The sequence below is a fragment of the Geomonas limicola genome (genome assembly GCF_014193675.1).
Taxonomy (GTDB): Bacteria; Desulfobacterota; Desulfuromonadia; order Geobacterales; family Geobacteraceae; genus Geomonas; species Geomonas limicola.
This window is the reverse complement of record NZ_BLXZ01000014.1, coordinates 1-24,517: the sequence shown is the minus strand read 5'-3', so window position 1 is coordinate 24,517 and position 24,517 is coordinate 1. Positions and strand designations below refer to the sequence as shown.

Below are 24,517 nucleotides of genomic sequence, written 5' to 3'. Positions count from 1 at the left end.
CGACTAGGGGGAGCTCACGGCCGGGGGTTCGCTGCGCTCGCCCTGCTCGGAGAGCAGCACCAGGTCGACGCGGCGGTTCTTCTGGCGCCCCTCCTGGCTGCCGTTCTCGGCTACCGGGCGGTACTCGCCGTAACCGGCGGCGGAGATGTTGGCAGGATCGAAGTCGTCCTGCTTGATGAGGTACTGCACCACGCTGGTGGCGCGGGCGGTGGAAAGCTCCCAGTTGGAGGGGAAGGCGGAGGTGCTGATGGGAATGTTGTCGGTGTGCCCCTCGACCCGGATCCCGTTCGAGTAGCTGGTGAGCGATTCCACCACGTCGTTCAAAAGGGCATAGGAACTCGGCTTCAGGGTGGCGCTCCCCGAGTCGAAGAACCCCGCCTCCTTGAGGCTCACCACCAGCCCGCGCTGGGTGATGCTCACGCTCACCTTGTCCTGGGCGCGCGCCTTCATGAGGTAGGCCTCGATGGCGGCCTTGGTGGAGCGGAAGTCCTTCTCCCCCCCCTTGGAGCGGGTCTTGCCGTTTCGGGTGGAGGTCACGGTGATCTTGCGCACCCCCGGGATGACGCTGATGGTGCCCGACTCGATGACCGCGGGCTGGCTCGCCGGGGATGATTTCGTAGAGTAGCCGAAGGATTCGCGCATCGACTGCATGACCTCTTCCACCTTCTTCTTGTCCGACTGGCTCATGGCGTAGAGCGTCACGAACACCGCGAAGAGCAGGGTGATGAAGTCCGCATAGGAAACCAGCCACCTCTCGTGGTTTGGTTCCTTCTCGTGTTCTTCCTTCTTGGCCATCTATTTAGCCTTTTTTTCGTGACCGCCGTCGTGCAGGTAGGCCCTGAGTTTCTGCTCGATGAAGTGCGGGTTCTCGCCGTTTTGGATGGCGATGAGCCCCTCGATGACCATCTCCTTCTGCAACAGCTCCTCTTTCAGGCGGTGCTTCAACTTGGTGCCGAAGGGGATGCAGAAGATATTGGCCAGCATGAGGCCGTAGATGGTGGCCACGAAGGCGACCGCGATGCCGCCGCCCAGTTTGGAGGCGTCCGAGAGGTTGCTCATGACGTGGATGAGACCAAGCACCGCGCCGATGATGCCGATGGTCGGGGCGAAACCGCCGGCCGATTCGAAGACCTCGGCGCTCCCCTTGCCGTGCTCCTTGAAGCTCCCCAGCTCGATCTCCATGGTCTCCCGGAGCTTCTGCGGGTCGATGCCGTCGACGACCAGCGAGATCCCCTTCTTGGTGAAGGAGTCCTTGACGGTCTGGGCCTCCTGCTCGAGTGAGATCAGGCCGTTACGCCGCGCCTTGGCCGCGTAGTTGATGATGTTCTTGATGACCCCCTCGGGATCCTCCTGGGGTGGCAGAAAGACCCGCTTCAGGTCCTTCAGGGCCTGCATCAAGGTGGGGAGCGGGAAGCTGACGCAGGTGGCCGCCAGGGTCCCCCCGCACACGATCATCGCGGCGGTGGGCTGGACCAGCGCCCCCATGTGCAGGCCTTCCAGGGCGGCACCGCCAAACACGGCCCCCAGTCCCAGGCAAATGCCGATAATACTCGCTATATCCATGATTTCACACCAACCTTCTGGTTAGTTACAGCCTGCACACGGGTTGGTACCGCTCCGGGTCTTCCCTGCGCAGGTAACGCCGGGATCCGGTCGCGGCGTGACGCATCAGGCGCGCCTGGAAGCTGACGATGCGGCCGATCACCACCCGCGCCGGTTCCAGCACCAGGTAGCGGTTGCCGTTGGAGAGGGTGATATGGGTATCCGGCGTCTCCTGGATCATCTCGATCAGGTCCGGATTGAGGTACATTTCGCTGCCGTCGAGGGCGGTGAGCTTGATCATACGTCACCCGTGTAGATGCAAGATGCGGCCTAGGCCGTTAGTTACGGTTTCGGCCGGGGTGAGCCAAAGCTTTAGCTCTAATAAGACCGGCTCCAAAAAAACGGCCGTGCGGACCACTCTCGAAGCGCTCGCACGGCCGTCCGGGGGTGAGGCGGGTGGCTACTTGAGATAGTCCAGCAAGGAGAGCTGGTTGATCTTCGCGGTGGTGGAGAGCGCCGCGCTGTAGGCGGTGTTGAGCTGGCTCAGCTCGACGCCGGCCTTGGCGTAGTCCACGTTCTGCTTGTCCGAGTAGATCCCCTCAAGGGTGTTCTGGTTGTTGGTGATCATGGTCTGCATGTTCTCCAGCCGGGTGAGCCTCCCCGCCACGCTGGAGATGCTCGCGGTGACCTGCTGGGAGGCGGCCTGCATGTTCTTGATGCCGTCCTGGATCCCCGAGGTGTTGTTCGAGTTGATCGAGCTGATCAGGGCGTCGATGGAGCCGATGATGTCCACCGGGCTCTGGCCCGCCGTGGCACCGCTCCCCACCGCGGCCGGGGGGGTGCCGCCGCGCAAGAGCTGGCCGCCGGAGACGTTGGTGGTCACCGTCGAGCCCTGGTTGATGTTCACGTCGAGGGAGTCGTTGGTGCCGCTGAAGTTGCCGGCGGTATCGAAGGGCTGTCCGGTGGAGAAGCCCCCGAAGACGTACTGGTTCTCGGACTGGGTGTTGCCGTAGTCGATGAGCTGCTTTTTCAGCTCGGTCAGGTTGCTGACGGCGGCGGAGCGGACCGTGGGATCCGAGGAGCCGTTGGCGATGCTCCCGGCCGTGGTTTTCAGCTGGGTCATCACGTCGCCCATGCCGTTCAAGGCGGTGCTGGTCACGTTCAACAGGAGCTTCGCCTTGGTGATGTTGGCGGTGTACTGCTTGCCGACGTTCACCTGCTCCTGCAGGTCGAGGAGCTGGCGCGCCGAGAGCGGGTCTTCGCTCGGCTTGCTCACGTTGAGCCCGGAGGAGACCGAGCCGTTGAGATCGTTGAGGTTGTTAAGCCCCTTCTGCAGGTTGTAGAGCGCGTTGTTGGCGGTCATGCCGTTGGTTATGCGCATGGTTCACTCCTATCGGATCAGTCCCAAAACGGTGTCCAGCATCTCGGTTGCGGTGTTGAGCGCCTTGGCGGCACCCTGGAAGGACTGCTGGTACTTGGTGAGGTTCACCAGCTCCTCGTCCAGCGAGACCCCGGAGTTGGATTCCCGCAAGGTGGTGAGCTGCTTTAAGAAGGCGGCCCCCTGGGTGGTGCTGCTGGTGGCCGACTGGGTGTCGAGGCCGACGGTGCTCACCAGGGTGTTGTAGAACCCTGCCATGGTGGCCTGGCCGGTCGAGAAGCTGTAGTTCGCCTTCTGCAGGTTGGCGAGCTTCAGGGCGTTCTGGTTGTTTCCCGCACTGGTGGGGGCCGGGTCGGTCGCGGTCGGGAAGCCCGCCGCGATGGTGCTCGCGGTGAGCGTGGAGTCGAGCCCGATGGTGGCCGCGGTGGTGCCGGTCGCCGAGAAGAAGTTGTGCCCGGTGGTGGCCGGCGGCCCGTCGATGCCGTAGCCCGCGGCGTGCTGGGTGTTCACCGAGGAGACCAGCTGGCCGGCCAGTTCGTCGAGCTTGTTGATATAGCCCGGCACGATGGTGTCGCGCACCTGCAGGGTGCCCCCGATCTGCCCCAGGGCGTTGTTGATGCCGCCGATGGAGCCGGTCACGTTGGTGTCCGAGGCCGCGACCTGGTAGGGGGGATTACCCAGCGCCGAGATCAGGATGCTGTTGCTGGAGGGGGTGCCGCTTGCCTTGGTGTAGAGGCTTGCGTACTTGGTGCCGCTCACCAGCTGCTGCCCGCCGGGTACCGCGATCGAGGCGGTGCCGTCGCTTTGGATGGTCGAGGTGATCCCCACCTTCTCGGAGAGTTTGCGAATCAAAAGGTCGCGCTGGTCCAAAAGCTCGTTGGCGTTGCCGGCGACCGCGCCGGTGGAGACGATCTGGCCGTTCAGGTCGGCGAGGTTCTTGGCGAGCGAGCTTACGTCCGCGGTGATCCCCACCAGGTTGTTGTTCGAGGTGCTCACCACGTTGGAGAGGCTCTGGTTCATCTGGTGGAAGGTATCGATCAGGTCCTGGCTCTTGGTGAGCACCGCCTGGCGCTCCGCCGCCCCCTGCGGGTTGGTGGAGAGGTCCTGGAAGGAGCCGAAGAAGCTGTCGAGCGAAGCCCCCAGGCCGTCGGTCGCCAGCTCGTTGAAGGAGGGCTCGATCTGGTCCAGGGCAGTCTGCTTGGTCAGGTTCTGCTGGTAGGTGGCGTTGCCGTTGATGAGCTGCTGCTGCAGCATGCCGTCGTAGGAGCGCTGGATCGCCTGGATCTGCACGCCGCTCCCCAGCGGGAAGCCGTTACTGGTGGTGACCGGCTTGTTGGCCATCACCACCTGCTGGCGCGAGTACCCCTCGGTGTTCACGTTGGCGATGTTCTCGCCCGCCACCTCGATGGCCAACCGCTGGGCGGTGAGCGCCGAATTCGCCACGTCGAAGAGGTTGCTGATTCCCATCTTAGATCTCCTTGCAGACCAGGCGACCGCCGCCGCGTCTGCTGACCAGCGAGCCGGCCAGTCCGTAGGTATCTACCGGATTGAAGAGCCGGTTGAAGAAGTTGATGGAGCGCTCCACCACCTGGAGCGAGTCGCTCAACAGGCTGCGGTTCAACTCCAGCGCGCCGGAGAGCTCCCTGGAGTGGCTCTGCACCTGCTTTTGCGCCTCCCTGAGCGCCCCCTTTTCGGGCTGCGCCAGCCGGTCGATGATCGGGGTGAGCGCCGGGGAACCGGCGAGCCCCATCTCGCTCCCCAGTTGGGCGACCATGGCCTTGCAGGTCTCCGAGAGCTCGCCCATCTGCCCCATGAGGCGGCCGATTTCCTGCTGGGTCTCCTCCAGTCCGGTCAGGTCGAGGGCCAGCATGCAGTCCTTCTCCTTTTCCAGGAGGTTACGCAGCGCCTGCATCAGCTCCCCTTTTTGGGCCAGTGTGGCGATCAGTTGCGCCGTACGTTGTTTCATGTGGCTGTCTCCCTTTATCCTTTACCGTAGGTGTCCATGATCTTCTGGGCCAGCACCGTGGCGTCCACCCGGTAGCTGCCGTACTGCAGGTTCTGCTTGGCGAGGGCCACCTGGTCCAGGCGCACCTCGGGGTACTGGTTCATCTCCTTCTTGAGCCGCTCCAGTTCGCGTGCCTTGGGCGAGATCTCCACCCGGTCCAGGGTGCGCACCTGGGCGGGACCCCGTGCCTGCTGCACCTGGGTGTTCTCGGTCTTCTCCGGGCGCACTGCCTGCGACCGGGAGATGTCCACCACGTAGGCCGATCCGTTAATACGCATGGTCGATCCCCTGGGCCTGACCCTGGGCGGGGTTGCCTCCGTTTTTGGTCAGTTCCTTTTCCAGCAGCTTCGCCAGACCGATGCCCCCGCTTTTGGTGGCTTCGGTGGCGTACTCCTGGTCCAGCATGGAGCGGAAGGTCTCCTCGGCGCGTCCGCCGCCGGTCAGTTTGTCCTGCCCCACGGTCTCGCGCATCGACTTGAGCATCATCCCCACGAACATCGCCTCGAACTCCTGGGCGACCTTCTTCACCTTTGCGGGGTCATCCTTTTTCCCTTGGGTGGGGACCCGGTTTTCGACCGGGGGGAGGCTCGGGGTGGTTAACGGGCTAAGCTCCATCGTTTCCTCCCCTACATTACGCTCAGCTCGGCGTTCAGCGCGCCGGCGGCCTTGATCGCCTGCATGATCCCCAAAAGGTCGCGCGGGGTGACCCCGAGGGTGTTCAGGCCGCGCACCACGTCGCTGAGGTTCGCCCCCTCACGCAAGAGCGAAAGGTTCACCCGCTCCTCGGAGACCTTGACGTCGGTCCGGGGGACCGTGGTGGTGGTGCCGTTGGAGAGCGGCCCGGGCTGGGAGACCCGGGGGGTTTCCTTGACGACCACGGTGAGGTTGCCGTGGGAGACCGCGACCGTGGAGATGCGCACGTTCTCGCCCATGACGATGGTGCCGGTGCGCTCGTTCATCACCACGCGGGCGGTGACGTCCGGATTCACCTCGAGCCGCTCCAGGTCGGCCACGAACTCGACCACCCGTCCGCGGTACGGCTCGGGGACCATGATCTGCACGCTGCCGGGGTCGGTCAGCGCCGCGACGCCGGCCTGGAAGCGCTCGTTGATGGTGCGCGCCACCCGCGCGGCGGTGGTGAAGTCGGACTGGTGCAGGTTCAGCTTCAACACGCTCTTGTCGGCGAGCACGTTGGGGAGTTCCCGCTCGATGAGCGCCCCACCCGGCACGGTGCCGGCGGTGGGATGGTTCTTCACCGCGCTGGTCGCCTGGCCGCCGTAGGAAAACGAGTTGGTGAGGATGGCACCCTGGGCGACGGCGTACACCTGGCTGTCGGCACCCTTCAAGGGGGCCATGAGGAGCGTGCCGCCGGCCAAGCTCTTGGCGTCCCCGAGCGAAGAGACCAGGACGTCGAGCCGGTTCCCCTGCTTGGCGAAGGGGGGGAGCTGGGCGGTCACCATGACCGCGGCGATGTTCTTGACGGTCAATTCGGTGCGGCCGATGGTGACACCCATCCGTTCCAGGGCCCCCACCAGGGACTGCACCGGGAACTTGGTCTGGTCGGTGTCGCCCGAGCCGTTCAGGCCGACCACCAGGCCGTAGCCGATCAACTGGTTCTCCCTGACGCCGTCGAAGGCGGCGATGTCCTTGATACGCGCCGCCAGGCAAAGCTGGGGGAGCGCTATGAGGACGAGGGCTATCAGGTATGCGGTGCGCAGAGTTTTCATGGTGACCTTGTGTTGGTGATGCGACCGATCGGTCCGGTCAGCCTTCCCCGTTAGCTAGAACGGCCAGACGCTGTCGATGATGTTCATCAGCCAGCCGGGCTTCTGCCGGTCGCTGATCACGCCCTTGCCGGTGTAGTTGATGCGGGCATCGGCGATGAGCGCCGAGCTCACCGTGTTGTCGGCGTTCACGTCGCGGCTTCTGACCGTGCCGGTCAGGACGATGATCTGGTCCTCGTTGTTCACCTTGACGTTGCGGCGCCCCTCGATCATCAGGTTCCCGTTGGGGAGCACGTCCATCACCTTGGTGGAGATGGTCGCGGTCAGGGTCTCGGCGCGGCTCGTGGAGCCGGAGCCGTCGAACTTGGTCGAGAAGCTCGCGTTCAGGAGGTTCGCCAGATCGAACCAGCTCTTGATCGGGGTCTTCTCGAGACCGAGCAGGTTGGGCATCCCGGCGCTCATCGAGCTCGCCCGGGAGGTCGCGGTGCTCGCCTGCTTGCTCGCCGAGGCGTTCTCGGAGATCACCACGGTGACGATGTCGCCGCGCCGGCGCGCCTTCAGGTCTTCGACGAGGCTCGTCGAGGAGGCCTGCCAGAGGCTCCCCGAGGCGTAGTTCATCTGCGGCCGGGGGATCTGCTCGTCAAAGCCCGGGGTCTTCACCTCGGCGGTCTGGTGCGAGCAGCCGGAAAGCCACAGCGGCGCGAGAAGCGCGGCTGCGGCGAAGATGTGGGGAAACCGTGCGGTACGGTACATCAGAAATCCACCTTTACCGTCGTCGCGTCTACCACCCGCGCGGCGATCTCCTTCTGCGAAGACAGGTTCTGCACCGAGATGGTGTCACCAACGGCGCCGGCCACCTTGGCGCGGCCCGTGGCGGTGATCCTGACCACGTCGTTCTCGGCCACGATGGTGACCAATTGGCCGCTCTTCACGACCGGGACCCGCTCTAGGTAGTCGCCCCGCACGGGGGCGTTGGCGCGGATGGCACTCTTCACCCTCAGCCCCACGACCTCGTCGAGGCCACGGCTGTAGCGCCCCTGCACGTGGGCCAGGTCGCGGCGGTCCAGGGCCACGTCGGACGCGGAAAGTACCTCGCCGCGCTCCAGGGTCCTCGTTGCCACCACCATCTCGGCGAGCGCCTCGACCTCGACCTGGATGCTCAGGTTCTTCTTCACCTGGTCGTCCACCCTGACGATGAGCGCGAGCGAGGTGCTGCCGTACCCTTCCCAGCGGCTGGGGGCCACCACCTCGAAGCTCGGCTTGCCGGCGGGGAGTTTGAGATCCCCGCTGACGCCGATCTTCTTCACGACCACCTGCGCACTCAGGTGCTCGGTCTTCTTCACCAGGAACTCGCGGATCACCTGGCGCAGCTCCTCCTCGGTCACCACGGTCCCGACAGCGGCAGCCGGAACGGTAGCCGGGGGGGCTGCGACCGGAGCCGCCTGGGCGGGAAGCACCAGGCAAAGGAGCATCAGGGTTACCAGGAGGGCTTTCATGTTAGCGCTTGAGACCTGCTGCCTGCTGCAGCATGTCGTCAGAGGCCTGTACCGCCTTCGAGTTGATCTCGTAGGCGCGCTGCCCCACGATCATGTTCACCATCTCTTCCATGATGCTCACGTTGCTCATCTCGACGTACCCCTGCTCCAGGGTCCCCAGGCCGTTTTGGCCGGCGGTCCCGGTGGTGGCGGCACCCGAGGAGTCGGTCGGGAGGAAGAGGTTCTTGCCGATGGCGTTCAGACCCGAAGGGTTCGGGAAGGAGGCGAGCTGCAGGGTCCCCACCGTGGTGGCGGCGTTCTGGCCGGCCTGCTGCACCGAGACGGTGCCGTCGCTGCCGATGGTGATCTTGGTGGCGTTACTGGGGATGGTGATCTCCGGCAGGATCGGCGAGCCGTCCGCGGTGGTCACGCGCCCCTGGCCGTCCTTTTTAAGGGCACCGGCCCGGGTGTAGGCGGTGGTACCGTCAGACTGCTGCACCTGGATGAAGCCGTCCCCCTGGATGGCGACGTCGAGCTCGTTGCCGGTCTGGGTGATGTTCCCCGCCGAGAAGATCTTGGTGACCGAGGCGGGTTTCACGCCGAGGCCCACCTGGATGCCGGTCGGGTTGGTGGTGGTGTTGGTAGCCGGCGCACCGGTCGTCTTCACGGTCTGGTACATGAGATCCTGGAAGTCGGCGCGGCTCTTCTTGAAGCCGGTGGTGCTCACGTTGGCCAGGTTGTTGGCCACCACGTCGATGTTCATCTGCTGCGCCTGCATCCCGGATGCTGCGGTCCATAAGGCCCTGATCATGGTTGTGGTTCTCCTTTGGTATCGGACAGATGCATGGGATCGGACCGCTCGGTCCGATGGTTACACCTTGCCCAACTCGTTCACGGCCTTGGTGGCCAAATCGTCGTAGCTCTTCACCGCCTTGCTGCAGAGCTCGAAGTAGCGGTTCGCCTCGATCATGCGGGCCATCTCCACCATGACCTTCACGTTGGAACCCTCCAGGAACCCCTGCTTCACCTGCGCCGTGGAGGGGGTCGGGGTCGCCTGCGGGTCGGCCGGGCGGAAGAGCCCGGAGCCGAGCTTGGTCAGCTGGTAGGGCTTCGGGAAGTCGACGGTGGAGAGGGTCGCCACGGCGTTGCCGTCCACGTTCACCGCCCCCTTGCCGTCGATCATTACCTGCTTGCCGGAAACCGTGATCGAGCCCCCCTGCCCCTGCACCTCGTACCCCTCGGCGGTCACCAGCTTGCCGCCGGCGCCGCGGTGGAAGTTCCCCTGCCGGGTGTAGGCGGGGCCGTCCGGGGTGTTCACCACGAAGAAGCCGTCCCCCTCGAGTGCCACGTCGAAGACGTTGTCGCTTTTCTGCAGCGGCCCCGGGGTGAAGTCGGTGTAGAAACGCTCGTTGGCGAGCGCGGGGTCTTGGCTGGTCGGTTTTTTGACATTGGCCAAAACGCTCTCGAACTGGAGCTGGTCCGCCTTGAAACCGGGGGTGCTCGCGTTGGCGAGGTTGTTCGAAACCACCTCGAGCCGGCGCACCGCCGTCAGGTTCCCGGAAAGGGCCGCATACATGCCGCTGTTCATCGAGTGCCCCCTAGCCCAGCCGCTTCATCTTGCCGCGCAGCCGGATGATCGCCTGGCTGTGCAGCTGCGAGATGCGGCTCTCGGTGAGATCGAGCACCGCGCCGATCTCCTTCAGGTTCAGCTCCTCGTAGTAGTACAGGGTGATCACGATGCGCTCCTTCTCGGGGAGGGCGTCGATCGACTCGGCCAGGCGCTCCACGGTCTGGCGCGCGATCAGCTGGCTCTGCGGGCTCTCGGTCCCCTTGTCCTCCAGGACGTCCAGCAGGCCGAAAGGTGCGCCGTCCTCGTCGTGCCAGGCGTCGTCCAGGGAGACGAAGGACAGGAGGTGGATCTCCTCCAGGAGCCGGAAGTAGTCCTTGAGCTCGAGCCCCATGGCGAGCGCCACCTCGTCCGAGGAGGGGTTGCGCCCCAGGCGCTGCTCGAGCTGGGAGAACTCGCGCTCCAGGCGCTTGAACTTGTCCCTGAGGCTCCTGGTCAGCCAGTCCTGCGCCCTCAGCTCGTCCATGATGGTGCCACGGATGCGCTGCTCGGCGAAGGTTTTGAACTGCACCCCGCGCGAGGGATCGAAACGCTCGGCTGCCGAGATGAGCCCGATGACCGCCGCACTGCGCAGGTCGTCGCGGTCCAGGTGGGGGGGGAGCGAAGAGGCGATCCTGTCGACGATGAACTTAACCAGTGGCAGGTGGGATACCACCAGTTCGTCTCTCGTGAGCGGCACTCCGCGGTGCGCTTCCTGTTCGTACGCCTTAAGAAGACAGTTCATGATTTCTCCACTCCTTGCATCGTGCGGCCGGCGGGTCGAGCGGCGTGGCAACGGCGCCCACGGGACCCTCTGTCGTCAGTTGCTGTGCCAAGGTCGCAAAGTGCCGGGTGACCGTGGCATCGGGGAACAGGCGGCTGAGCGTTCCGCGCCGCTTGCCGGATTCGACGAGCAATTCGTCGTGGAGGATGCAACCCGCGTACTCCAGGGAGACCTCCAGGAATTTTCCGGTGATGGCCGAGAGCTTTCTGAAGAGCGCTGCCCCCTCCTCAGCGTCCCGGCACCGGTTAACCAAAAACTTGAACTTGAGAGCGCCGTAGCGCCCGGAAAGGGTCTTCACCATGGTGTAGGCGTCGGTGATCGAGGTCGCCTCCGGGGTCATCACCAGCATCACCTCGCGCGCCGCGCTGGCAAAACCGGTCACGTTGGCCGGGATCCCGGCGCCGGTGTCGATGAGCACCATGTCGAAGTGCTCCTCGAGCCGCTCCATCGCCTGGAACAGGGCCAGGCGCTCGCTGGGCGAGAGCGAGTGGTACTGCTGGGACACCGTCCCGGCCGGCAGGAGCTGTACCCCCTGCCCCAGGTCGACCAGGAGTTCTTCCAGGGTGTGCTCGTTGGCGAGCACCTGGCTCAGCGAGTAGCTGGGGAGGATGCCGAACTGCAGGCAGAGATCCCCCAGGCCGTGGTCGGCATCGACCACTAGGACCCGCTCGCCCCTCAAGGCCAGGGCCTCGGCGAGGTTGATGGTGACGCTGGTCTTGCCGACCCCCGCCTTGCCGCTGGTGACCGAGATTACCCTCAAGCCTGCGCGGTGCTCGCGGCGGGGTGCGCCCGACACGCGTTTTTTGGCGTTGCCCGCCAGCTGGCGCAGCATGTCGGCTTGATCTGTGGTGCCACGCGAAGCTGTCATCGAGCGGACTCCTTGACCATCAGCGCAGCGAGTTTCTTGGCAGTTGCCACTTCGATATCCTCGGGGACCTTCTGACCGGTGGTCAGGTAGGAGATCGGGAGCTTGTGCTTTAGGTGCGTGTTGACGATGCAGCCGTAGCTCTCGCTCTCGTCCAGCTTGGTGAACAGTAACTTGGAGATGGGGAGCCCGCCGAAGGTGGCGACGATCTCGTCCAGCTCGCGGCCGCGGGTGGTGGCCGACATGCAGAGGTAGGTCTCGATGGCCGGGTGGCACTCGAGGAAGGCCCTCAGTTCGCCGAGCCGCTCGGAGTCCTTGTGGCTTCTCCCGGTGGTATCGACCAGGATCAGGTCCTTGTCCGAGTGGCGGGCCAGTACCTTGGCGAGCTCCTGCTCGTTGGCGGCCACCTCAAGCGGCAGGTCCATGATCTTCGCGTAGGTCTTCAGCTGCTCGATGGCGCCCACCCGGAAGTTGTCGGTGGTGACCAGGGCGACCGAGGCGCCGCGGTTCAGGGCGTACATGGCGGCGAGCTTCGCGATGGTGGTGGTCTTGCCGACGCCGGTCGGTCCCACGATCGCCATGATGCGCGGGCCGGTCTTCTTCATGCGCAGGGAACCCGAGCACTTGATGCGGGCGGCGAGGTTCTCGACCAGCTGGGTCTTCAGGGTGGCCAGGTCGGCACCCGCCTCGGCTGCACCGGCCAGTTCGCCGATCAACAGTTCCACGGTCTCCGGGGCCAGTTCCTCGTCGCGCAGGGTCCGGGCCAGCTCGGCCAGGGGTCCCTGAGGAGCCTCGGGCTGGGCGGCGACCACCACGGTCTCGGGAGCGACGGCCGCCTCGACTGCAGGGGCCGCGAGTTCCACGACCTGCACCGGCTCGGCCTGGAACACTGCCGGTTCCGGCGCCTCGACCGGCTCGGGTTGGGGCTCGGCAACGACCGGTTCCTGGAAGCGGGGGATCTGCAGGCTGGCGAGCTGCTCGCGCAGGGCCTGCGGGTCGAAGGCCGGCACGGCCGAGGACTGGGCCTGCGGCGGCTGCGCATCGGCGGACGGGAAGGTGAGCGGCTTGGCTTCCTTGTTCCCGGCGACGGCGCTGAAGAGGAGCTTCTTGATCTCCTCGAGCTCTTCCTTGGCGAAGGTCCTCGGGGCCGGTTCGGCCTCGGCGGCCGGGGCCGGGGTTGCAGCCGCGGGTTGCACCGGCTGGCTGACGGCCTCCTTCTTGGCGAGCGCCTCGACGCGCTGCTTCAGTTCGCGCACCTCACGGGCCAGGGGGCCCAGCATCGAGTTCTGGAACTCTTCCTTGGTGGAGAGCTCGCGTGCCGGCGGTTCCGGCTCCTCGCGGTACGGGTTGGGACGCTGCACCGGACGGGGCTCCAGGGCTGCGGTCACCTCGAAGTACGGCTTGGAGAAGAAGCCCAGGATCCCTTTCTTGCGCTCCTTCTTGGAGGAGAGGATCATGGCGTCCAGCCCCATCTCGGCCTTCACCATTCTGAGCGCTTCCGACATCTCGCCTGCTTGGAACGTTCTAACTAGCATTGAGCACCACCACGCCTAAGGATTGGATTTTTATGTTGGGCGGGATCTCGTTGTGCGAGATGACCGCCAGGTTGGGCATGAACCGTTCGGTAAGTTTCTTCACGTGCCGCCGGATGGTCGGCGAGGCCATCAGGACCGGCAGGGCGCCCGCGGCGTCGAAGCGCTCGGCCTGGCGCCGGATGCTGGCCAGGATGCGCTGCGCGGCCCCCGGCTCGATGGCCAGGTAGCTCCCCTGCTCGGAGAGCTGGACCGCATCGGCGATGGTCTCTTCGACATCGCGGTCCATGGTGATCACGCAGAGGGTGTCGTCCTCGCGCTTGTACTGCTCCACGATGTAGCGCCCCAGGCTCTGGCGCACGAACTCGGTGAGCATCTCCGGGTCCTTGGTTACCCCGCCGTAGTCGGCCAGGGTCTCCAGGATGGAGCGGAAGTCGCGGATCGAGACGCTTTCCTTCAGGAGGTTCTTCACCACGCGGAGCACGGTACCCAGGGAGAGGAGCGAGGGGACCAACTCCTCGACCACCTTGGGAAGGGTCGCCGCGACGCCGTCCAGAAGCTGCTGCAGTTCCTGGCGCCCCACCAGCTCGTGGGCGTGCTTCTTGGTGATCTCGGAGATGTGGGTGGCCAGGATGGTGGTGTTGTCCACCACGGTGTAGCCGGAGACCTGGGCGGTTTCCCGGTCCTTCCCCTTGATCCAGACCGCCGGGAGCCCGAAGACCGGCTCGGTGGTCTTGAGCCCTTCCAGCTGGCCGGTGGCCCCGCCGGAGTCCATGGCCAGGTACTGGCCGGAGAGCTCGCCCCCCCCCACCTTGGCACCGTTGATGAGGATGTTGTACTCGTAGGGCTTTAACTGCAGGTTGTCGTGGATGTGGATGGGGGGGACGATGAAGCCCATGCGGTCGGCGAACTGCTTGCGGATCGAGCGGATCCGGTCCAGGAGTTCCCCCTGCTGGCTCGCGTCCACCATCGGCACCAGGCCGTAGCCCACTTCCAGTTCCAGCATGTCCAGCGGGCGGATCGTGCTGACCTGGTCCTGGTCCTCGTCGGCGCCCGCCTGGGCGATCGCCAGGGTTTCTTCGACCTCCTCGACCTTCTCGCGGGCCATGCGGCTCACCAGGTAGGAGGTGCCGGAGAGGAGCAGGAAGGCGAAGTGCGGGAAGCCCGGGATCATCGCGAAGGCGAAGAGCACGCCCGAGGCGACCAGGAAGGCCTTCGGGTAGTTCAAAAGCTGCCCGGCGATCTCGTGGCCGAAGTTGTTCTCGTCGGCGGAGCGGGTCACGATGACGCCGGCCGCGGTGGAGATGATGAGCGCCGGAACCTGGGCAACCAGCCCTTCCCCGATGGTCAAGAGCGTGTAGTTGGAGAGCGCCTGGTCCAGCGGCATCCCTTTTTGCCAGACCCCGATCACGAAGCCGCCGATGATGTTCACCAGGACGATCATGATGCCGGCGACCGCGTCCCCGCGCACGAACTTGGAGGCACCGTCCATGGAGCCGTAGAAGTCGGCCTCGCGGGAGATCCTCTTGCGGCGGGCCTTGGCTTCCTTGTCGGTGAGGATGCCGTTGGAGAGGTCGGCGTCGATCGCCATCTGTTTACCCGGCATGGCGTCCAGGGTGAAGCGGGCGGCGACCTCGGCCACGCGGCCGGCACCCTTGGTGATGACCACGAAGTTGATGATGACGAGGATCAGGAAGATGACCGCGCCCACCACGTAGTTGCCGCCGACCACGAACTGGCCGAAGGCCTTGATGACCCCGCCGGCGGCCTCGACACCTTCCGAGCCGTGCAGGAGGATGAGGCGGGTCGAGGCGATGTTGAGCGCCAGGCGGAACAGCGTGGTGACCAGGAGAATCGAGGGGAACACCGAGAAGTCGAGCGGCTGCACCGTGTAGAGGCAGACCAGCAGGATAACCAGGGCGATGGTGATGTTGGCGGCGAGGAAGATGTCCAAAAGGATGGCCGGCAAGGGGACGATCATCAGCGCAAGGATCCCGATCAGGGCGAGCGCCATGTAGATGTCCGCGTTCTTGCTGGGAGTAGGGACCTCGAGGGTCTCCACTGCGCTGCTGGCCATAAGTTCCGTTCCTTGTCTGTGCCGGGGGGATTACTTGCGCAGGGAGTTGTGCAACCGGTATGCCAGCCGTCGGAAGGAGGTGCCACGGGGAGAATTTTGCCAGTGAAACCGCGTAGAGAGCGGATTTGAGGTCGTGGGGGAGCCGCCGGAAAACCGGCGTTATTCACGTCATTTTTCTCTTACATAAGTCAAGTTTTTGACCAAAAACCGGCGGGACGCCGGCAGCGCCGGGGGGAGTTTTTTGGGGTTGTAAAAATGCCTGAGAGCCGCTATCTTTGCAATTTTTAAGATCGGATGGAGGACCATGCGCACCAGCATTTTCTTTCTCATACTGCTTCTGACAGCGGGCCTTGCCGGCTGCACCAGCTACATCCCTGCGGCGAACCTTCCCCTGGTCCGTGGGGATCAGGAAACCGTCAAAGTGGTGACCATTCCGCTGCCGGTGATCGCCTCCAGCCCCAACGAGGGGATCACCTACGGCGGGCTCACCGCGTTTTTATTGCATAACCAGAAGGACGAGGTCACCACCCTCTTCGCGCCGCAGGTGAACTACAACGAGAATTTCGGGGTGAGCGGAAGCCTCTACGGCGCCTTTTACCCGTCACCCTTGCGCAGCATCGAGGTGAACCTCGCCAAGTCCGGGCGGATCAACGAGGACTACGAGATCAAGCTGCGCGACCAGGACCTGTTCGACCGCAAGCTGGAACTGAATGCCTTCATCTTCGGTTTCCGGGACGGCTCGGCCCGTTTCTTCGGTTTCCAGTCGCGCAGCAATTCCAAGAACGAGACCAACTATACCGACCAGGAGATCGGTTTCACCTTCTCGGCCGGCTATCCCGTCCCGGTCCTCCCCAGCATCCAGATCGTCTTCGGCGAGCGCTACAAGGATGTCGAGATCAGTCCCGGTGCCGTAAAGAAGCTCCCCTTCCTGCGCGACGTGCCGCGTTTTGCGAACATCCCGGGAGCCGACGGTTTCACGGCGCACGCCCAGCAGCTCGCCCTGGTGTACAGCTCGGTGGACAACCTGGTGATTCCGACCACCGGTATCAGGGTGCGCGCCAGCGTCGAGGCGAGTCTGACCGCCTTCGGCAGCAGCGCCGATTACCGGCACTACGAGGCGGAATTCAAGGGGTACTACCCCCTGATGGATGCCCGATTCATCACGGTCGGGCGGGTGGGCTACAACCAGACGCTGGGAGGCGACGTCCCCTTCCTGGAGCGCAGTATTCTGGGGGGCGAGAGCACCCTGCGCGGCTACGGGCGGAACCGGTTCATCGACAACAGCTACCTGTTGTGCAACCTGGAGGAACGGATCAGACTGTTTCGCTGGGAGGTATTCGGGGTGCGGGCCGACTGGGAGCTGGCCCCCTTCATCGACCTGGGGAGCGTGATGAAGTCCCTGGACGAGGCGGAGCCCAAGAGCTTCGAGTTCAACCCGGGGATCGGGTTCAGGGCGGTGGTGAGCCCCAACATCATCGGCCGCATCGACGTGGGCTTTGGCAAGGAAGGTCCGGCGGTGTTCGTGGGGCTGGGCTATCCGTTTTAACGGCAGGGGCTAGGGACTGGGGACTGGGGGCTAGCGAGAACCGAATCGTTCGATCTGCCTCTGCCGCAGCCGTGGCCTCCAGTCCCTAGTCCCTAGTCCCCAGCCCCTGTTTTTGCCCCTGCCGGGTCCCCCGGCGCTCCAGCTCGTGATCGATGCAGTTCAGCACCTCGAACTTCTTGAGCGACCACAAAGGGGCAATGAGGTCGGCCCGGTTGCCGTCGCCGGTCAGCCGGTGCACCACGATGTTCGGGTCGAGCCGTTCCAGGAAATCGCAGACCAGCCCCACGTAGCCGTCCCGGTCCAGCATGGGCACCCTCCCCGCCTGGTACTCCTCCGCCAGCCGGGTGCCGCGCATCACGTGCAACAGGTGCAGCTTCACCCCGTCCACTCCCGCAGCATTGAGAAACTCCGCCCCCGCCAGCATCTCCTCACGGCTCTCCCCGGGAAGTCCCAGAATGACGTGGGCACAGACCCTGATGCCGCGCTTTTGACACCCCGCGAGCGCCCGGTTGAACGAGGCCAGGTCGTGGCCGCGCCCGATGGCGGCAAGGGTCCGGTCCAGGTGCGACTGCAGCCCGAGTTCGAGCCAGAAGTAGGAGCGTTCGGCGTACCCTTGCAGGAGGTCCAGCGTCTCCTCGGGGAGGCAATCGGGGCGGGTGCCCACGATGAGCCCGACCACGTCCGGCACGGAGAGTGCCTCGTCGTAGAGTTGCCTCAGCTTTTCAACCGGCGCGTAGGTGTTGGAAAAGGACTGGAAATAGGCGAGGAAGCTCGTGGCCTTGTATTTACGGACCATGACCTCTTTGGAATGTGCCATCTGGGCGGCCACCGCGGCCCCCTCGAGGATGCCGTAGGAGCCCGAGCCCCGGCCGCCGCAGAAGATGCAGCCGCCGGTGGCGACGCTGCCGTCGCGGTTCGGGCAGGTAAAGCCGGCGTCGACCGAAAGTCGCTGTACCTTGCAGCCGAAGACCCTTTTCAGTTCTTCGGAGAAACTGTTGTAGCGCTGCATCGTCGTGTAATCCCCCGGGCGCACAGTAGCACACTCAGGCGCCAAAGGCGATAGGGGGCCACGAGCCCCCAGCCCCCAGTCCCTTTTCTTATTGCCTCCCCCTGGCAAAGCCTGTATCTTCGAGGGCGTCATGCTTAACTCTTTTTCCGACCACGCAATTCAGCAGCTCCGCGCAGCAATCGCCGATGCCGGCGGCAACGAGGTTTTCTTCCTGGGACGCACCGACGACGCCCGCCTGGTGGTGGACGTCGAGCCGCTGGCCCGCGGCAACCGCGACGCCGTCGCCGCCATCATGATCGCCGCCTCGTTCGGCGACGTGGTCATCCACAACCACCCCTCCGGCCACTTAACCCCCTCGCAAGCAGACATCGAGATCGCCTCGCTCCTGGGTAACCAGGGGGTCGGTTTCTACATCATCGACAACAAGGCGGAACGCTGCTACCAGGCGGTTTCGGCCTTCACTCGCCGGGTGGTGGAACGCCTCGCCTTCCCCGAGGTGGAACGCTTCTACGCCCCGGACGGGGTGCTGGCCCAGGCGCTCCCCGGCTACGAACACCGCCCCGAGCAGACCCGCATGGCGCTCATCCTCGCCGAGGCCTTCAACGACGAGAAGGTCTCCGTCGTCGAGGCCGGCACCGGCACCGGGAAATCGCTTGCCTACCTGCTCCCAGCCGTGCTCTGGTCGGTGCGCAACAAGGAACGGGTGGTGGTCTCCACCAACACCATCAACCTCCAGGAACAGCTGATCCAGAAAGATATCCCCTTCCTGCAAGAGCACCTCGACCTCGAGTTCCGCGCGGTGCTGGTCAAGGGACGCGGCAACTACCTCTGCCTACGCAAGCTGCAAACCAACGCCGCCGACGCCTCGCTCTTCAAGGACGAGACCGCCGAAGAGCTCGACGCCATCGTCCTCTGGAGCAAGCAGACCGAAGACGGCTGCCGCAGCGACCTCTCCTTCATCCCCAAGGACGAGGTCTGGGAGGAGCTTGCCTGCGAATCGGACCAGTGCGGCCGGGTCAAGTGCCCCAACTACACCCGCTGCTTCTTCTACAAGGCACGTCGCGAGGCCGCCGGCGCCGACCTTTTGGTCGTGAACCACGCACTCTTGCTCGCCGACCTGGCCGTGCGCCAGGAGACCGGCTACGACGCCACCGCCATCCTCCCCCCCTTCACACGTCTGGTTTTTGACGAGGGGCATCACCTGGAGGACGTCGCCACCAACTTCCTCTCCAGCCAGGTCTCCCGGCAGGGGCTCATGAAGCTGCTGGGGAAGCTGCAGCACCCCCGCAAGGCGCACCGCGGCATCCTGCCGCAGCTCTCCACCCAGCTCTCCGCCGCGGTCCCCGAGTCGCAGGACGACCTCTACCTGGAGATTGCCGAGGTGCTGGAGGGGAGACTGATTCCCAAGCGGGTCGCCATCAACGACGCGGTGGCCCGTGGCATGGACGCCATCGGGGACGCCCTGGTGGAGAAGCTGAAGCACATAGGGATCGAGCAGAAACTGCGGGTGACGCCGGAGATCCAGGCCTCACCGCTCTGGAAGAAGGTAAGCGCAGAGGTCGAGACCATGTGCAAGGAGCTCTCGGACTACGCGCTCCTGATGCAGACCTTCCTCAAGTCCTGCGAGCGGCTCTCGGACAAGGTGCTGGAGAAGCTGGCCGGCCCGCTCACCGACCTGCGCGGCGCCAAGGGGCGCATCGAAACCGCGGTCGAGGCGCTGCACTTCTTCACCAGCCAGCAGGAAGACTACTGCCACTGGTTCGAGCTGAGGAAAGGGCCCCTGGTGAAGCTCTGCTCCTCGCCGCTCGAGGTGTCCGAATCGATCAAGAAGGTGATCCTGGACCGCTTCAAGACCATCGTGCTCACCTCGGCGACGCTTGCCGTGGGCGAGAAGTTCGACTTCCTGAAGCGGCGCACCGGCATCGCCATGCTCCCCAAGGAGCGGGTGAGCGAGCTCTTGCTCCCCTCCCCCTTCGACTACGCCCACCAGGCCTTCGTCGGGGTCCCTTCCGACATGCCCGAACCCGCCTCGCCGCAGTTCGAGGCGCGGCTCTGCAGCCACCTCCTGCAGGCACTGAAGATCTCGCAGGGACGGGCCTTCGTGCTCTTCACCTCGTACGACCTCCTGACGCGGGTGGCGAACCGCCTGGCCGAACCGCTCAAGGCCGCCGGGCTCACCGCCATGCGCCAGGGCGAGACCAACCGGCACCTGCTCTTGTCCCGCTTCCGCACCTCTCCCAACCCGGTGCTCTTCGGCACCGACTCGTTCTGGGAGGGTGTCGACGTGCAGGGGAAGGGGCTCGAGCTCGTGGTGATCACCCGGCTCCCCTTCCGCGTCCCCACCGAACCGATCCTCGAGGCGCGCAACGAGCACATCGCCGCCAAGGGGGGCGATCCCTTCATGAGTTACACCGTGCCGCAGGCGGTGATCAAGTTCAAGCAGGGGTTCGGCAGGCTGATCCGGAGCAAGGAAGACCGCGGCGCCGTGCTGGTCCTGGACTCCCGGGTGCTCACCAAGAACTACGGGAAAATCTTTTTGACGGCGTTGCACGGGGTTCAGGTGAAAAAGGAGCCCGAGGAAGAACTCTGCCGGCAGATGGCGGCGTTCTTCGGACCGATGGGCTAGCAGCACACCGTACTGTCAGTTCTCCCTTCCAACTGGCCGTCGTCCTGCCAAAAAGCTTCCTGCCCCTTTCCATCTTGTGCTATCGTACGCTGCGTCCAGACACTAATCCTGCGAATCCGGAATCAACGTGAAGACCACTACCATTGTCGTTCCCTGTTACAACGAGGCGGAGCGGCTCAATCCAGACCGTTTTCTCAAGGTTCTCCAGGAAGACCCGGGACTGTCATTTCTTTTTGTCAATGACGGCAGCCGTGACACAACGCTTCAGAGCCTGCACGCCCTGAGAGACAGTGAACCGGCCCGCATCAACGTGCTGGACCTGGAACGCAACTCCGGCAAGGCAGAAGCGGTGCGCCGAGGCATCCTCAAGGCGATCGAAGGCCCCTGCGCGTACGTGGGCTACTGGGACGCGGACCTTGCCACCCCTCTCGAGGCAATTGCCGAATTTTGCTCCATTCTGGATGGCGGTGGGGTCGATGTGGTCCTCGGCTCGCGGGTCTGCCTGCTCGGGCGCAGCATCGAGCGCAAGGCCTGGCGGCACTACATTGGCAGGGTGTTCGCGACCTGCGCCTCGCTCTTGCTGCAGCTCAAGGTCTACGACACGCAGTGCGGCGCCAAGATGTTCAAGAACGCCCCGATCCTGCGGCAGGTCTTCGGCACCCCCTTCAAGGTGAACTGGACCTTCGACGTCGAGATGATCGGCCGTTTCCTGCTGTTGCAGCACCGGACCGGCGAGGAACTGGCCACGTCCTGGGTCGAGCACCCGCTGCGCGAATGGGCGGATATCAAAGGCTCCAAGATCGGGGTGAAGGATTACCTCAAGGGGGCCTTCGAGTACTGCACCCTCTTCTTCCACCTGCGTGCCGCCCGCAGCAGGTACCTCAGCTATCTCACCGCTTCGGAACATTCCGGAAACCACACCACCCCATCCCCTTGACAGGAGGGGCCGGGGGGTGGCTGAGCTGCCAACGGCAACGACGTGGCACCCTTCCCCCTCACCCTGTCCCTATCCCGCAGGGGGAGAGGGGACCCAGTGGACGGCTTTCCCCAAATTCCAAAAAATTCCCGGGACTCCCGGATTCTCCAGATAAAACAAAACGCCCCGACCGATTCCGGCCGGGGCGTTTGTTGTTCGGGGACTTCAGGTACTTACTTCTTCTCTTCTTTCTTCGGCTGCATCGCGTCGTTGAGGATCTTCACACCCGCCTTGGAGGCGCTGATGGAGGCGGTCAGACTGTCGCGGGCCAGTCCCGGATTGTGGAAGCCGTCGCTGTTCTCGGCGGTCCAGTACTCCCACAGGACGTGCGCTTCTTCGTGCTTCTCGCGGGCCTGCGCCAGCACGGTCTCGGGTACCCCCTGGCGCTGAGCGGCGGCGTAGGTGTCGATCAGGCTCCCCAGCCAGTACTCGGCCTTGCGCATCTTACCCTTGGTGTAGTTGCGGATGGTCTCGATCTGGTACTTCTTCTTGGCCGCGCTGTCTTTCGGGTGGCAGCCGAGGCAGGCCGCCTGGACGTCGTTCACCGGACGGATCACCGAGTGGCTGGAGAACTTCTTGCCGTCTTTGCCTTTCTTGGCCGGCATGTGGCACTGGTGGCACTGGACCCCCGCCTTGTCGTGGGTGCTGCCGGCGTAGGTCTCCGCCTCGGGGTGCTGCAGCTTGATCAGGCGCGCACCGGTAATCGCGTGCTTGAAGTCGTAGAAGTCGAGCTTCTTGTAATGCGCCAGGATCTCCTTGGCGTTTTTCAGCGGGAAGTGGTTGGTGCGCCCGTCGTCGTACTTGACCGGCTTGCCGTCGCTCCACTGGCCGCCCGCGTTGCAGTTGTACTCGACGTGGCACTGGGCGCACATCATCCGGGAATCGGTTTTTTCCATCACGCCGATCTTGCGGAAGCCGCGGAAATCGATCACCTTCAGGTCGGTCTTGCCACCCTTGGAGAAGATGTTGCCGCTGGTGTTCTGCTGTACGGCCTGGATCAGGGCGTCCCGGATCACGCGGGGCTGGGTGCCGTGCGGATCGTGGCAGGAGATGCACCCCAGCGGGTTGTCGACGGCCTTCACCACGTCGTTCACGTTGGAGGTGCGGTCGAACTTGCCACCCTTGTCACCCAGGAACTTCCACTTGAGGGTGAGGTCCGAGGTCTTGCACTGCATGCAGGTCGGGTTGCCGGCCATGGCCGACTCGGGGATCTTGGTGTTGGGGCCCTTGTCCTCCAGGATGTCCCAGGTCTTGCCCACCTTGTCGTAGTTGGCCCAGCCACCCTTGAACTGGTAGCGGCCGCCCTGGAAACGATCCGAGGCGAACTGGTCCACCACCATGTAGGCGTGCCCGCGCGGCTCGGTGTGCTCGAAGGTGAAGCCGTGGCCGGCCAGGAGCTTGTCCTGCATCGGCGAGCGGCCACCCGGGACACCCTTCTCTTTCCGGGCGCCATTCGGGTCGTAGTGCACCTCGAAGAAACTGTCGTACTGGCTCTTGTGGCAGGTGCCACAGACCGCGTGGTCCAGGCGGGTCACCGGTGCCTTCGACGAGTCCTTCAGGTGCTCGTCGAGCTTGTCGTGGCAGGTCTTGCAGGAGAGTGCCGCATGCTTCGACCCTTCCTTCAGCGCCTTCACCTCCTCGTGGCACTCGTAACACTTGGCGCGTCCGTCGTTGACCGCTTTCGGGGCCGGTTTCGCCTTTGCGGCAGTGGTGAGACTTGGGAGCGCCAGTGCGCTCAGCACGCCGGTGCCCAAGGCTGCAGCCAGGACCAGGTTCCTCTTCAGCATCGTTTCCTCCTCAATTGCACGGGTAGTGGTCCAGGAGAGATCAAACCGTGTCCTGAACTGTTGGGTTGCATCAATTATAAATGTCACAGCGACAATAAAATCGCGGCTACTTTAGTGGCATTGCAGGCACAAAAAAATGACCGAAGTCAAAAGCCGCTATCTAGCGGGAAAATATCTGAATGATCTTCAACGTGAAGAGAACCTGCCCGCTGAATTGTAAATCCAGGTCGAGTGTTGGCAACGTGCTAAAACTATGAGCGCACTGTTGGCTAAAATTCATACATCACCATCTCTGCCGGGAAGCGGAAGTTGAAACCTGAGCGGCGAACGTGAGTGGTACCCTGACTAGCGCGAGCAAATTCTTCACGTTTTGTTATCATCCTGCAGGGGAGACTGCAGCCGTTGCTGTCGGTCGCGGCGTGCTGACCGTGACGGGAACGAGTCTCCGATCACGATGCGCAAGGAGCAGTCATGAAAGTTGGCATTGTCGGATGTGGCTTGGTGGGGTCGACGGCGGCCTACGCCATGGTGATGCGCGGGGTGGGGCGGGAAATCGTGCTGGTGGACTACAACGAGGCGCGCAGCCGCGCCGAGGCGAACGACATCTACCACGCGGTCCCCTTCGCCCACCCGCTTACGGTGCGGGCCGGCAGCTATGCCGATCTGGCGGGAAGCCGTGCGGTCGTCATCGCGGCCGGGGTGAACCAGAAACCGGGCGAGACCCGGCTGGAACTTCTGCAACGTAACGCGGCGGTGTTCCAATCGGTCGTGCCGCAGATACTGAGCTATGCGCCGGACGCCGTCCTGGTCATCGCCACCAACCCGGTGGATATCATGACCCACCTCACCATCCGCTACGCCAGGGATTACGGCGTCCCCGCCAGTCGCGTGATCGGTTCCGGGACCATGCTCGATACCGCACGCTTTCGTACCCTGTTGGGCATCCACCTGGGGGTGGACCCGCACCACCTGCACGGCTACGTGCTGGGCGAACACGGGGATTCCGAGGTACTCACCTGGTCCTTGGTGACCGCAGGCGGGATGCCGCTCGAGGAGTTCTGCCAGCGCCGCGGCGTGCGTTTCGACGAGGAGCAACGCCAGCAGATCGACCGGGACGTGCGCCGGGCAGCCTACACCATCATCGAGGGGAAAGGGGCGACCTATTACGGCATCGGCAGTGCGCTGGCCAGGCTCGTCGAGGTCATCCTGCACGATCAGCGCGCCATCCTCACCGTCTCCTCGGCCACTCCCGAGTCCTGGGACGGCCCGAGCGTCACCTTCTCGCTGCCGAACCTGGTCGGCGGTTCGGGGATCCTGGCGACCTTCCCCCCCACACTTACCGCGTCCGAAAATGGCGCGCTCTGTGCCAGCGCGGAAGTCATCGCCAACGCGGTGCTGGGTGTGTGAGTGAGCGACCCGGCAGTGCAACTGGTAAAAAAAAGCGCCCTCGCAATCGCAACGCCCTTGCTTAAAGTGTTGAAACGGTGACCCTGTAAAGAAACAAAAACTCCCACTATTCCTGATGTTAAGGAAGGTGGGAGTTTTTGTTTTTCTTCGGAAAATATCTTCCCAAGGATTTTGAACT

General features: G+C 64.2%; 23 protein-coding genes. 4 read left to right on the top strand and 19 right to left on the bottom strand.

What is annotated here, in order from left to right; translation table 11 throughout:
• Positions 1–3: 3 nt before the first annotated feature.
• From H7688_RS22375 to flhA, 17 genes are all read right to left on the bottom strand, one after another.
• A complete protein-coding gene (locus H7688_RS22375) occupies positions 4–795 on the bottom strand; it encodes a flagellar motor protein MotB (RefSeq protein WP_183363485.1) in 792 nt (263 codons plus the stop codon).
• On the bottom strand, positions 796–1,563 hold the full coding sequence (locus tag H7688_RS22370) for a flagellar motor protein (protein WP_183363484.1): 768 nt from the start codon (positions 1,561–1,563) through the stop codon (positions 796–798).
• A gap of 25 nt (positions 1,564–1,588) precedes the next feature.
• Positions 1,589–1,843: a flagellar FlbD family protein gene (locus H7688_RS22365; protein WP_183363483.1), complete on the bottom strand. Its 255-nt coding sequence runs from the start codon at positions 1,841–1,843 to the stop codon at positions 1,589–1,591.
• Positions 1,844–2,002: 159 nt separating this feature from the next.
• A complete protein-coding gene (locus H7688_RS22360) occupies positions 2,003–2,923 on the bottom strand; it encodes a flagellin N-terminal helical domain-containing protein (RefSeq protein ID WP_183363482.1) in 921 nt (306 codons plus the stop codon).
• A 9-nt stretch (positions 2,924–2,932) separates the two neighbouring features.
• On the bottom strand, positions 2,933–4,387 hold the full coding sequence (gene flgK / locus H7688_RS22355; RefSeq protein WP_183363481.1) for a flagellar hook-associated protein FlgK: 1,455 nt from the start codon (positions 4,385–4,387) through the stop codon (positions 2,933–2,935).
• A 1-nt stretch (position 4,388) separates the two neighbouring features.
• Positions 4,389–4,886, bottom strand: coding sequence for a flagellar protein FlgN (locus tag H7688_RS22350; RefSeq protein ID WP_183363480.1), 498 nt, complete (start codon positions 4,884–4,886; stop codon positions 4,389–4,391).
• Positions 4,887–4,900: 14 nt separating this feature from the next.
• A complete protein-coding gene (gene flgM / locus H7688_RS22345; RefSeq protein WP_183363479.1) occupies positions 4,901–5,203 on the bottom strand; it encodes a flagellar biosynthesis anti-sigma factor FlgM in 303 nt (100 codons plus the stop codon).
• Positions 5,193–5,540 carry a rod-binding protein gene (locus tag H7688_RS22340; protein ID WP_183363478.1) on the bottom strand — a complete coding sequence of 116 codons (348 nt, stop codon included), beginning with the start codon at positions 5,538–5,540 and terminating at the stop codon, positions 5,193–5,195. Before H7688_RS22340 ends, flgM begins: the two co-directional genes overlap by 11 nt.
• An 11-nt stretch (positions 5,541–5,551) precedes the next feature.
• Positions 5,552–6,652, bottom strand: a complete 1,101-nt coding sequence (locus tag H7688_RS22335) for a flagellar basal body P-ring protein FlgI (protein WP_183363477.1) — start codon at positions 6,650–6,652, stop codon at positions 5,552–5,554.
• A gap of 54 nt (positions 6,653–6,706) precedes the next feature.
• Positions 6,707–7,402 (bottom strand): flagellar basal body L-ring protein FlgH, encoded by a 696-nt coding sequence (locus H7688_RS22330; protein WP_183363476.1) that lies wholly within the window; start codon positions 7,400–7,402, stop codon positions 6,707–6,709.
• Entirely contained in the window at positions 7,402–8,145 is a 744-nt protein-coding gene (gene flgA / locus H7688_RS22325; RefSeq protein WP_183363475.1) for a flagellar basal body P-ring formation chaperone FlgA, read from the bottom strand. Before flgA ends, H7688_RS22330 begins: the two co-directional genes overlap by 1 nt.
• Position 8,146: 1 nt before the next feature.
• A complete protein-coding gene (gene flgG / locus H7688_RS22320) occupies positions 8,147–8,935 on the bottom strand; it encodes a flagellar basal-body rod protein FlgG (RefSeq protein ID WP_183363474.1) in 789 nt (262 codons plus the stop codon).
• A gap of 60 nt (positions 8,936–8,995) precedes the next feature.
• A complete protein-coding gene (flgF, locus tag H7688_RS22315) occupies positions 8,996–9,712 on the bottom strand; it encodes a flagellar basal-body rod protein FlgF (RefSeq protein ID WP_183363473.1) in 717 nt (238 codons plus the stop codon).
• A 10-nt stretch (positions 9,713–9,722) separates the two neighbouring features.
• Entirely contained in the window at positions 9,723–10,475 is a 753-nt protein-coding gene (locus tag H7688_RS22310; RefSeq protein WP_183363472.1) for a FliA/WhiG family RNA polymerase sigma factor, read from the bottom strand.
• The gene (locus H7688_RS22305) at positions 10,459–11,382 is read right to left on the bottom strand and encodes a MinD/ParA family protein (protein WP_183363471.1); all 924 of its coding nucleotides are present in this window, start codon (positions 11,380–11,382) and stop codon (positions 10,459–10,461) included. Before H7688_RS22305 ends, H7688_RS22310 begins: the two co-directional genes overlap by 17 nt.
• Positions 11,379–12,914, bottom strand: a complete 1,536-nt coding sequence (locus H7688_RS22300) for a flagellar biosynthesis protein FlhF (protein WP_183363470.1) — start codon at positions 12,912–12,914, stop codon at positions 11,379–11,381. The genes H7688_RS22305 and H7688_RS22300 overlap by 4 nt, the downstream gene beginning before the upstream one ends.
• Positions 12,904–14,988 carry a flagellar biosynthesis protein FlhA gene (flhA, locus tag H7688_RS22295; protein ID WP_183363469.1) on the bottom strand — a complete coding sequence of 695 codons (2,085 nt, stop codon included), beginning with the start codon at positions 14,986–14,988 and terminating at the stop codon, positions 12,904–12,906. Before flhA ends, H7688_RS22300 begins: the two co-directional genes overlap by 11 nt.
• 304 nt (positions 14,989–15,292) lie before the next feature.
• Between flhA and H7688_RS22290 the strand changes: the two genes are divergently transcribed.
• Positions 15,293–16,534 (top strand): BamA/TamA family outer membrane protein, encoded by a 1,242-nt coding sequence (locus tag H7688_RS22290; RefSeq protein WP_183363468.1) that lies wholly within the window; start codon positions 15,293–15,295, stop codon positions 16,532–16,534.
• 85 nt (positions 16,535–16,619) lie between these two features.
• Here the strand turns inward: H7688_RS22290 and mnmL are convergent, their stop codons facing one another.
• A complete protein-coding gene (gene mnmL, locus H7688_RS22285; RefSeq protein ID WP_183363467.1) occupies positions 16,620–17,543 on the bottom strand; it encodes a tRNA modification radical SAM protein MnmL/YtqA in 924 nt (307 codons plus the stop codon).
• A 130-nt stretch (positions 17,544–17,673) separates the two neighbouring features.
• On the opposite strand from mnmL, the gene H7688_RS22280 reads away from it, so the two are divergent.
• Together H7688_RS22280 and H7688_RS22275 are read left to right on the top strand one after the other, a co-directional pair.
• Positions 17,674–20,169, top strand: coding sequence for a helicase C-terminal domain-containing protein (locus H7688_RS22280; RefSeq protein WP_183363466.1), 2,496 nt, complete (start codon positions 17,674–17,676; stop codon positions 20,167–20,169).
• A gap of 127 nt (positions 20,170–20,296) precedes the next feature.
• Entirely contained in the window at positions 20,297–21,106 is an 810-nt protein-coding gene (locus H7688_RS22275) for a glycosyltransferase (RefSeq protein WP_183363465.1), read from the top strand.
• A 212-nt stretch (positions 21,107–21,318) separates the two neighbouring features.
• On the opposite strand, the gene H7688_RS22270 is transcribed toward H7688_RS22275, so the two are convergent.
• On the bottom strand, positions 21,319–22,932 hold the full coding sequence (locus H7688_RS22270; protein ID WP_183363464.1) for an ammonia-forming cytochrome c nitrite reductase subunit c552: 1,614 nt from the start codon (positions 22,930–22,932) through the stop codon (positions 21,319–21,321).
• Between the two features lie 471 nt (positions 22,933–23,403).
• On the opposite strand from H7688_RS22270, the gene H7688_RS22265 reads away from it, so the two are divergent.
• A complete protein-coding gene (locus H7688_RS22265; protein WP_183363463.1) occupies positions 23,404–24,339 on the top strand; it encodes an L-lactate dehydrogenase in 936 nt (311 codons plus the stop codon).
• Positions 24,340–24,517 lie beyond the last annotated feature (178 nt).

Coding starts and splice junctions, on each gene's coding strand:
- H7688_RS22375 (WP_183363485.1), bottom strand. CDS start 795: ATGGCCAAGAAGGAAGAACACGAGAAGGAACCAAACCACGAGAGGTGG.
- H7688_RS22370 (WP_183363484.1), bottom strand. CDS start 1,563: ATGGATATAGCGAGTATTATCGGCATTTGCCTGGGACTGGGGGCCGTG.
- H7688_RS22365 (WP_183363483.1), bottom strand. CDS start 1,843: ATGATCAAGCTCACCGCCCTCGACGGCAGCGAAATGTACCTCAATCCG.
- H7688_RS22360 (WP_183363482.1), bottom strand. CDS start 2,923: ATGCGCATAACCAACGGCATGACCGCCAACAACGCGCTCTACAACCTG.
- flgK (WP_183363481.1), bottom strand. CDS start 4,387: ATGGGAATCAGCAACCTCTTCGACGTGGCGAATTCGGCGCTCACCGCC.
- H7688_RS22350 (WP_183363480.1), bottom strand. CDS start 4,886: ATGAAACAACGTACGGCGCAACTGATCGCCACACTGGCCCAAAAAGGG.
- flgM (WP_183363479.1), bottom strand. CDS start 5,203: ATGCGTATTAACGGATCGGCCTACGTGGTGGACATCTCCCGGTCGCAG.
- H7688_RS22340 (WP_183363478.1), bottom strand. CDS start 5,540: ATGGAGCTTAGCCCGTTAACCACCCCGAGCCTCCCCCCGGTCGAAAAC.
- H7688_RS22335 (WP_183363477.1), bottom strand. CDS start 6,652: ATGAAAACTCTGCGCACCGCATACCTGATAGCCCTCGTCCTCATAGCG.
- H7688_RS22330 (WP_183363476.1), bottom strand. CDS start 7,402: ATGTACCGTACCGCACGGTTTCCCCACATCTTCGCCGCAGCCGCGCTT.
- flgA (WP_183363475.1), bottom strand. CDS start 8,145: ATGAAAGCCCTCCTGGTAACCCTGATGCTCCTTTGCCTGGTGCTTCCC.
- flgG (WP_183363474.1), bottom strand. CDS start 8,935: ATGATCAGGGCCTTATGGACCGCAGCATCCGGGATGCAGGCGCAGCAG.
- flgF (WP_183363473.1), bottom strand. CDS start 9,712: ATGAACAGCGGCATGTATGCGGCCCTTTCCGGGAACCTGACGGCGGTG.
- H7688_RS22310 (WP_183363472.1), bottom strand. CDS start 10,475: ATGAACTGTCTTCTTAAGGCGTACGAACAGGAAGCGCACCGCGGAGTG.
- H7688_RS22305 (WP_183363471.1), bottom strand. CDS start 11,382: ATGACAGCTTCGCGTGGCACCACAGATCAAGCCGACATGCTGCGCCAG.
- H7688_RS22300 (WP_183363470.1), bottom strand. CDS start 12,914: ATGCTAGTTAGAACGTTCCAAGCAGGCGAGATGTCGGAAGCGCTCAGA.
- flhA (WP_183363469.1), bottom strand. CDS start 14,988: ATGGCCAGCAGCGCAGTGGAGACCCTCGAGGTCCCTACTCCCAGCAAG.
- H7688_RS22290 (WP_183363468.1), top strand. CDS start 15,293: ATGCGCACCAGCATTTTCTTTCTCATACTGCTTCTGACAGCGGGCCTT.
- mnmL (WP_183363467.1), bottom strand. CDS start 17,543: ATGCAGCGCTACAACAGTTTCTCCGAAGAACTGAAAAGGGTCTTCGGC.
- H7688_RS22280 (WP_183363466.1), top strand. CDS start 17,674: ATGCTTAACTCTTTTTCCGACCACGCAATTCAGCAGCTCCGCGCAGCA.
- H7688_RS22270 (WP_183363464.1), bottom strand. CDS start 22,932: ATGCTGAAGAGGAACCTGGTCCTGGCTGCAGCCTTGGGCACCGGCGTG.
- H7688_RS22265 (WP_183363463.1), top strand. CDS start 23,404: ATGAAAGTTGGCATTGTCGGATGTGGCTTGGTGGGGTCGACGGCGGCC.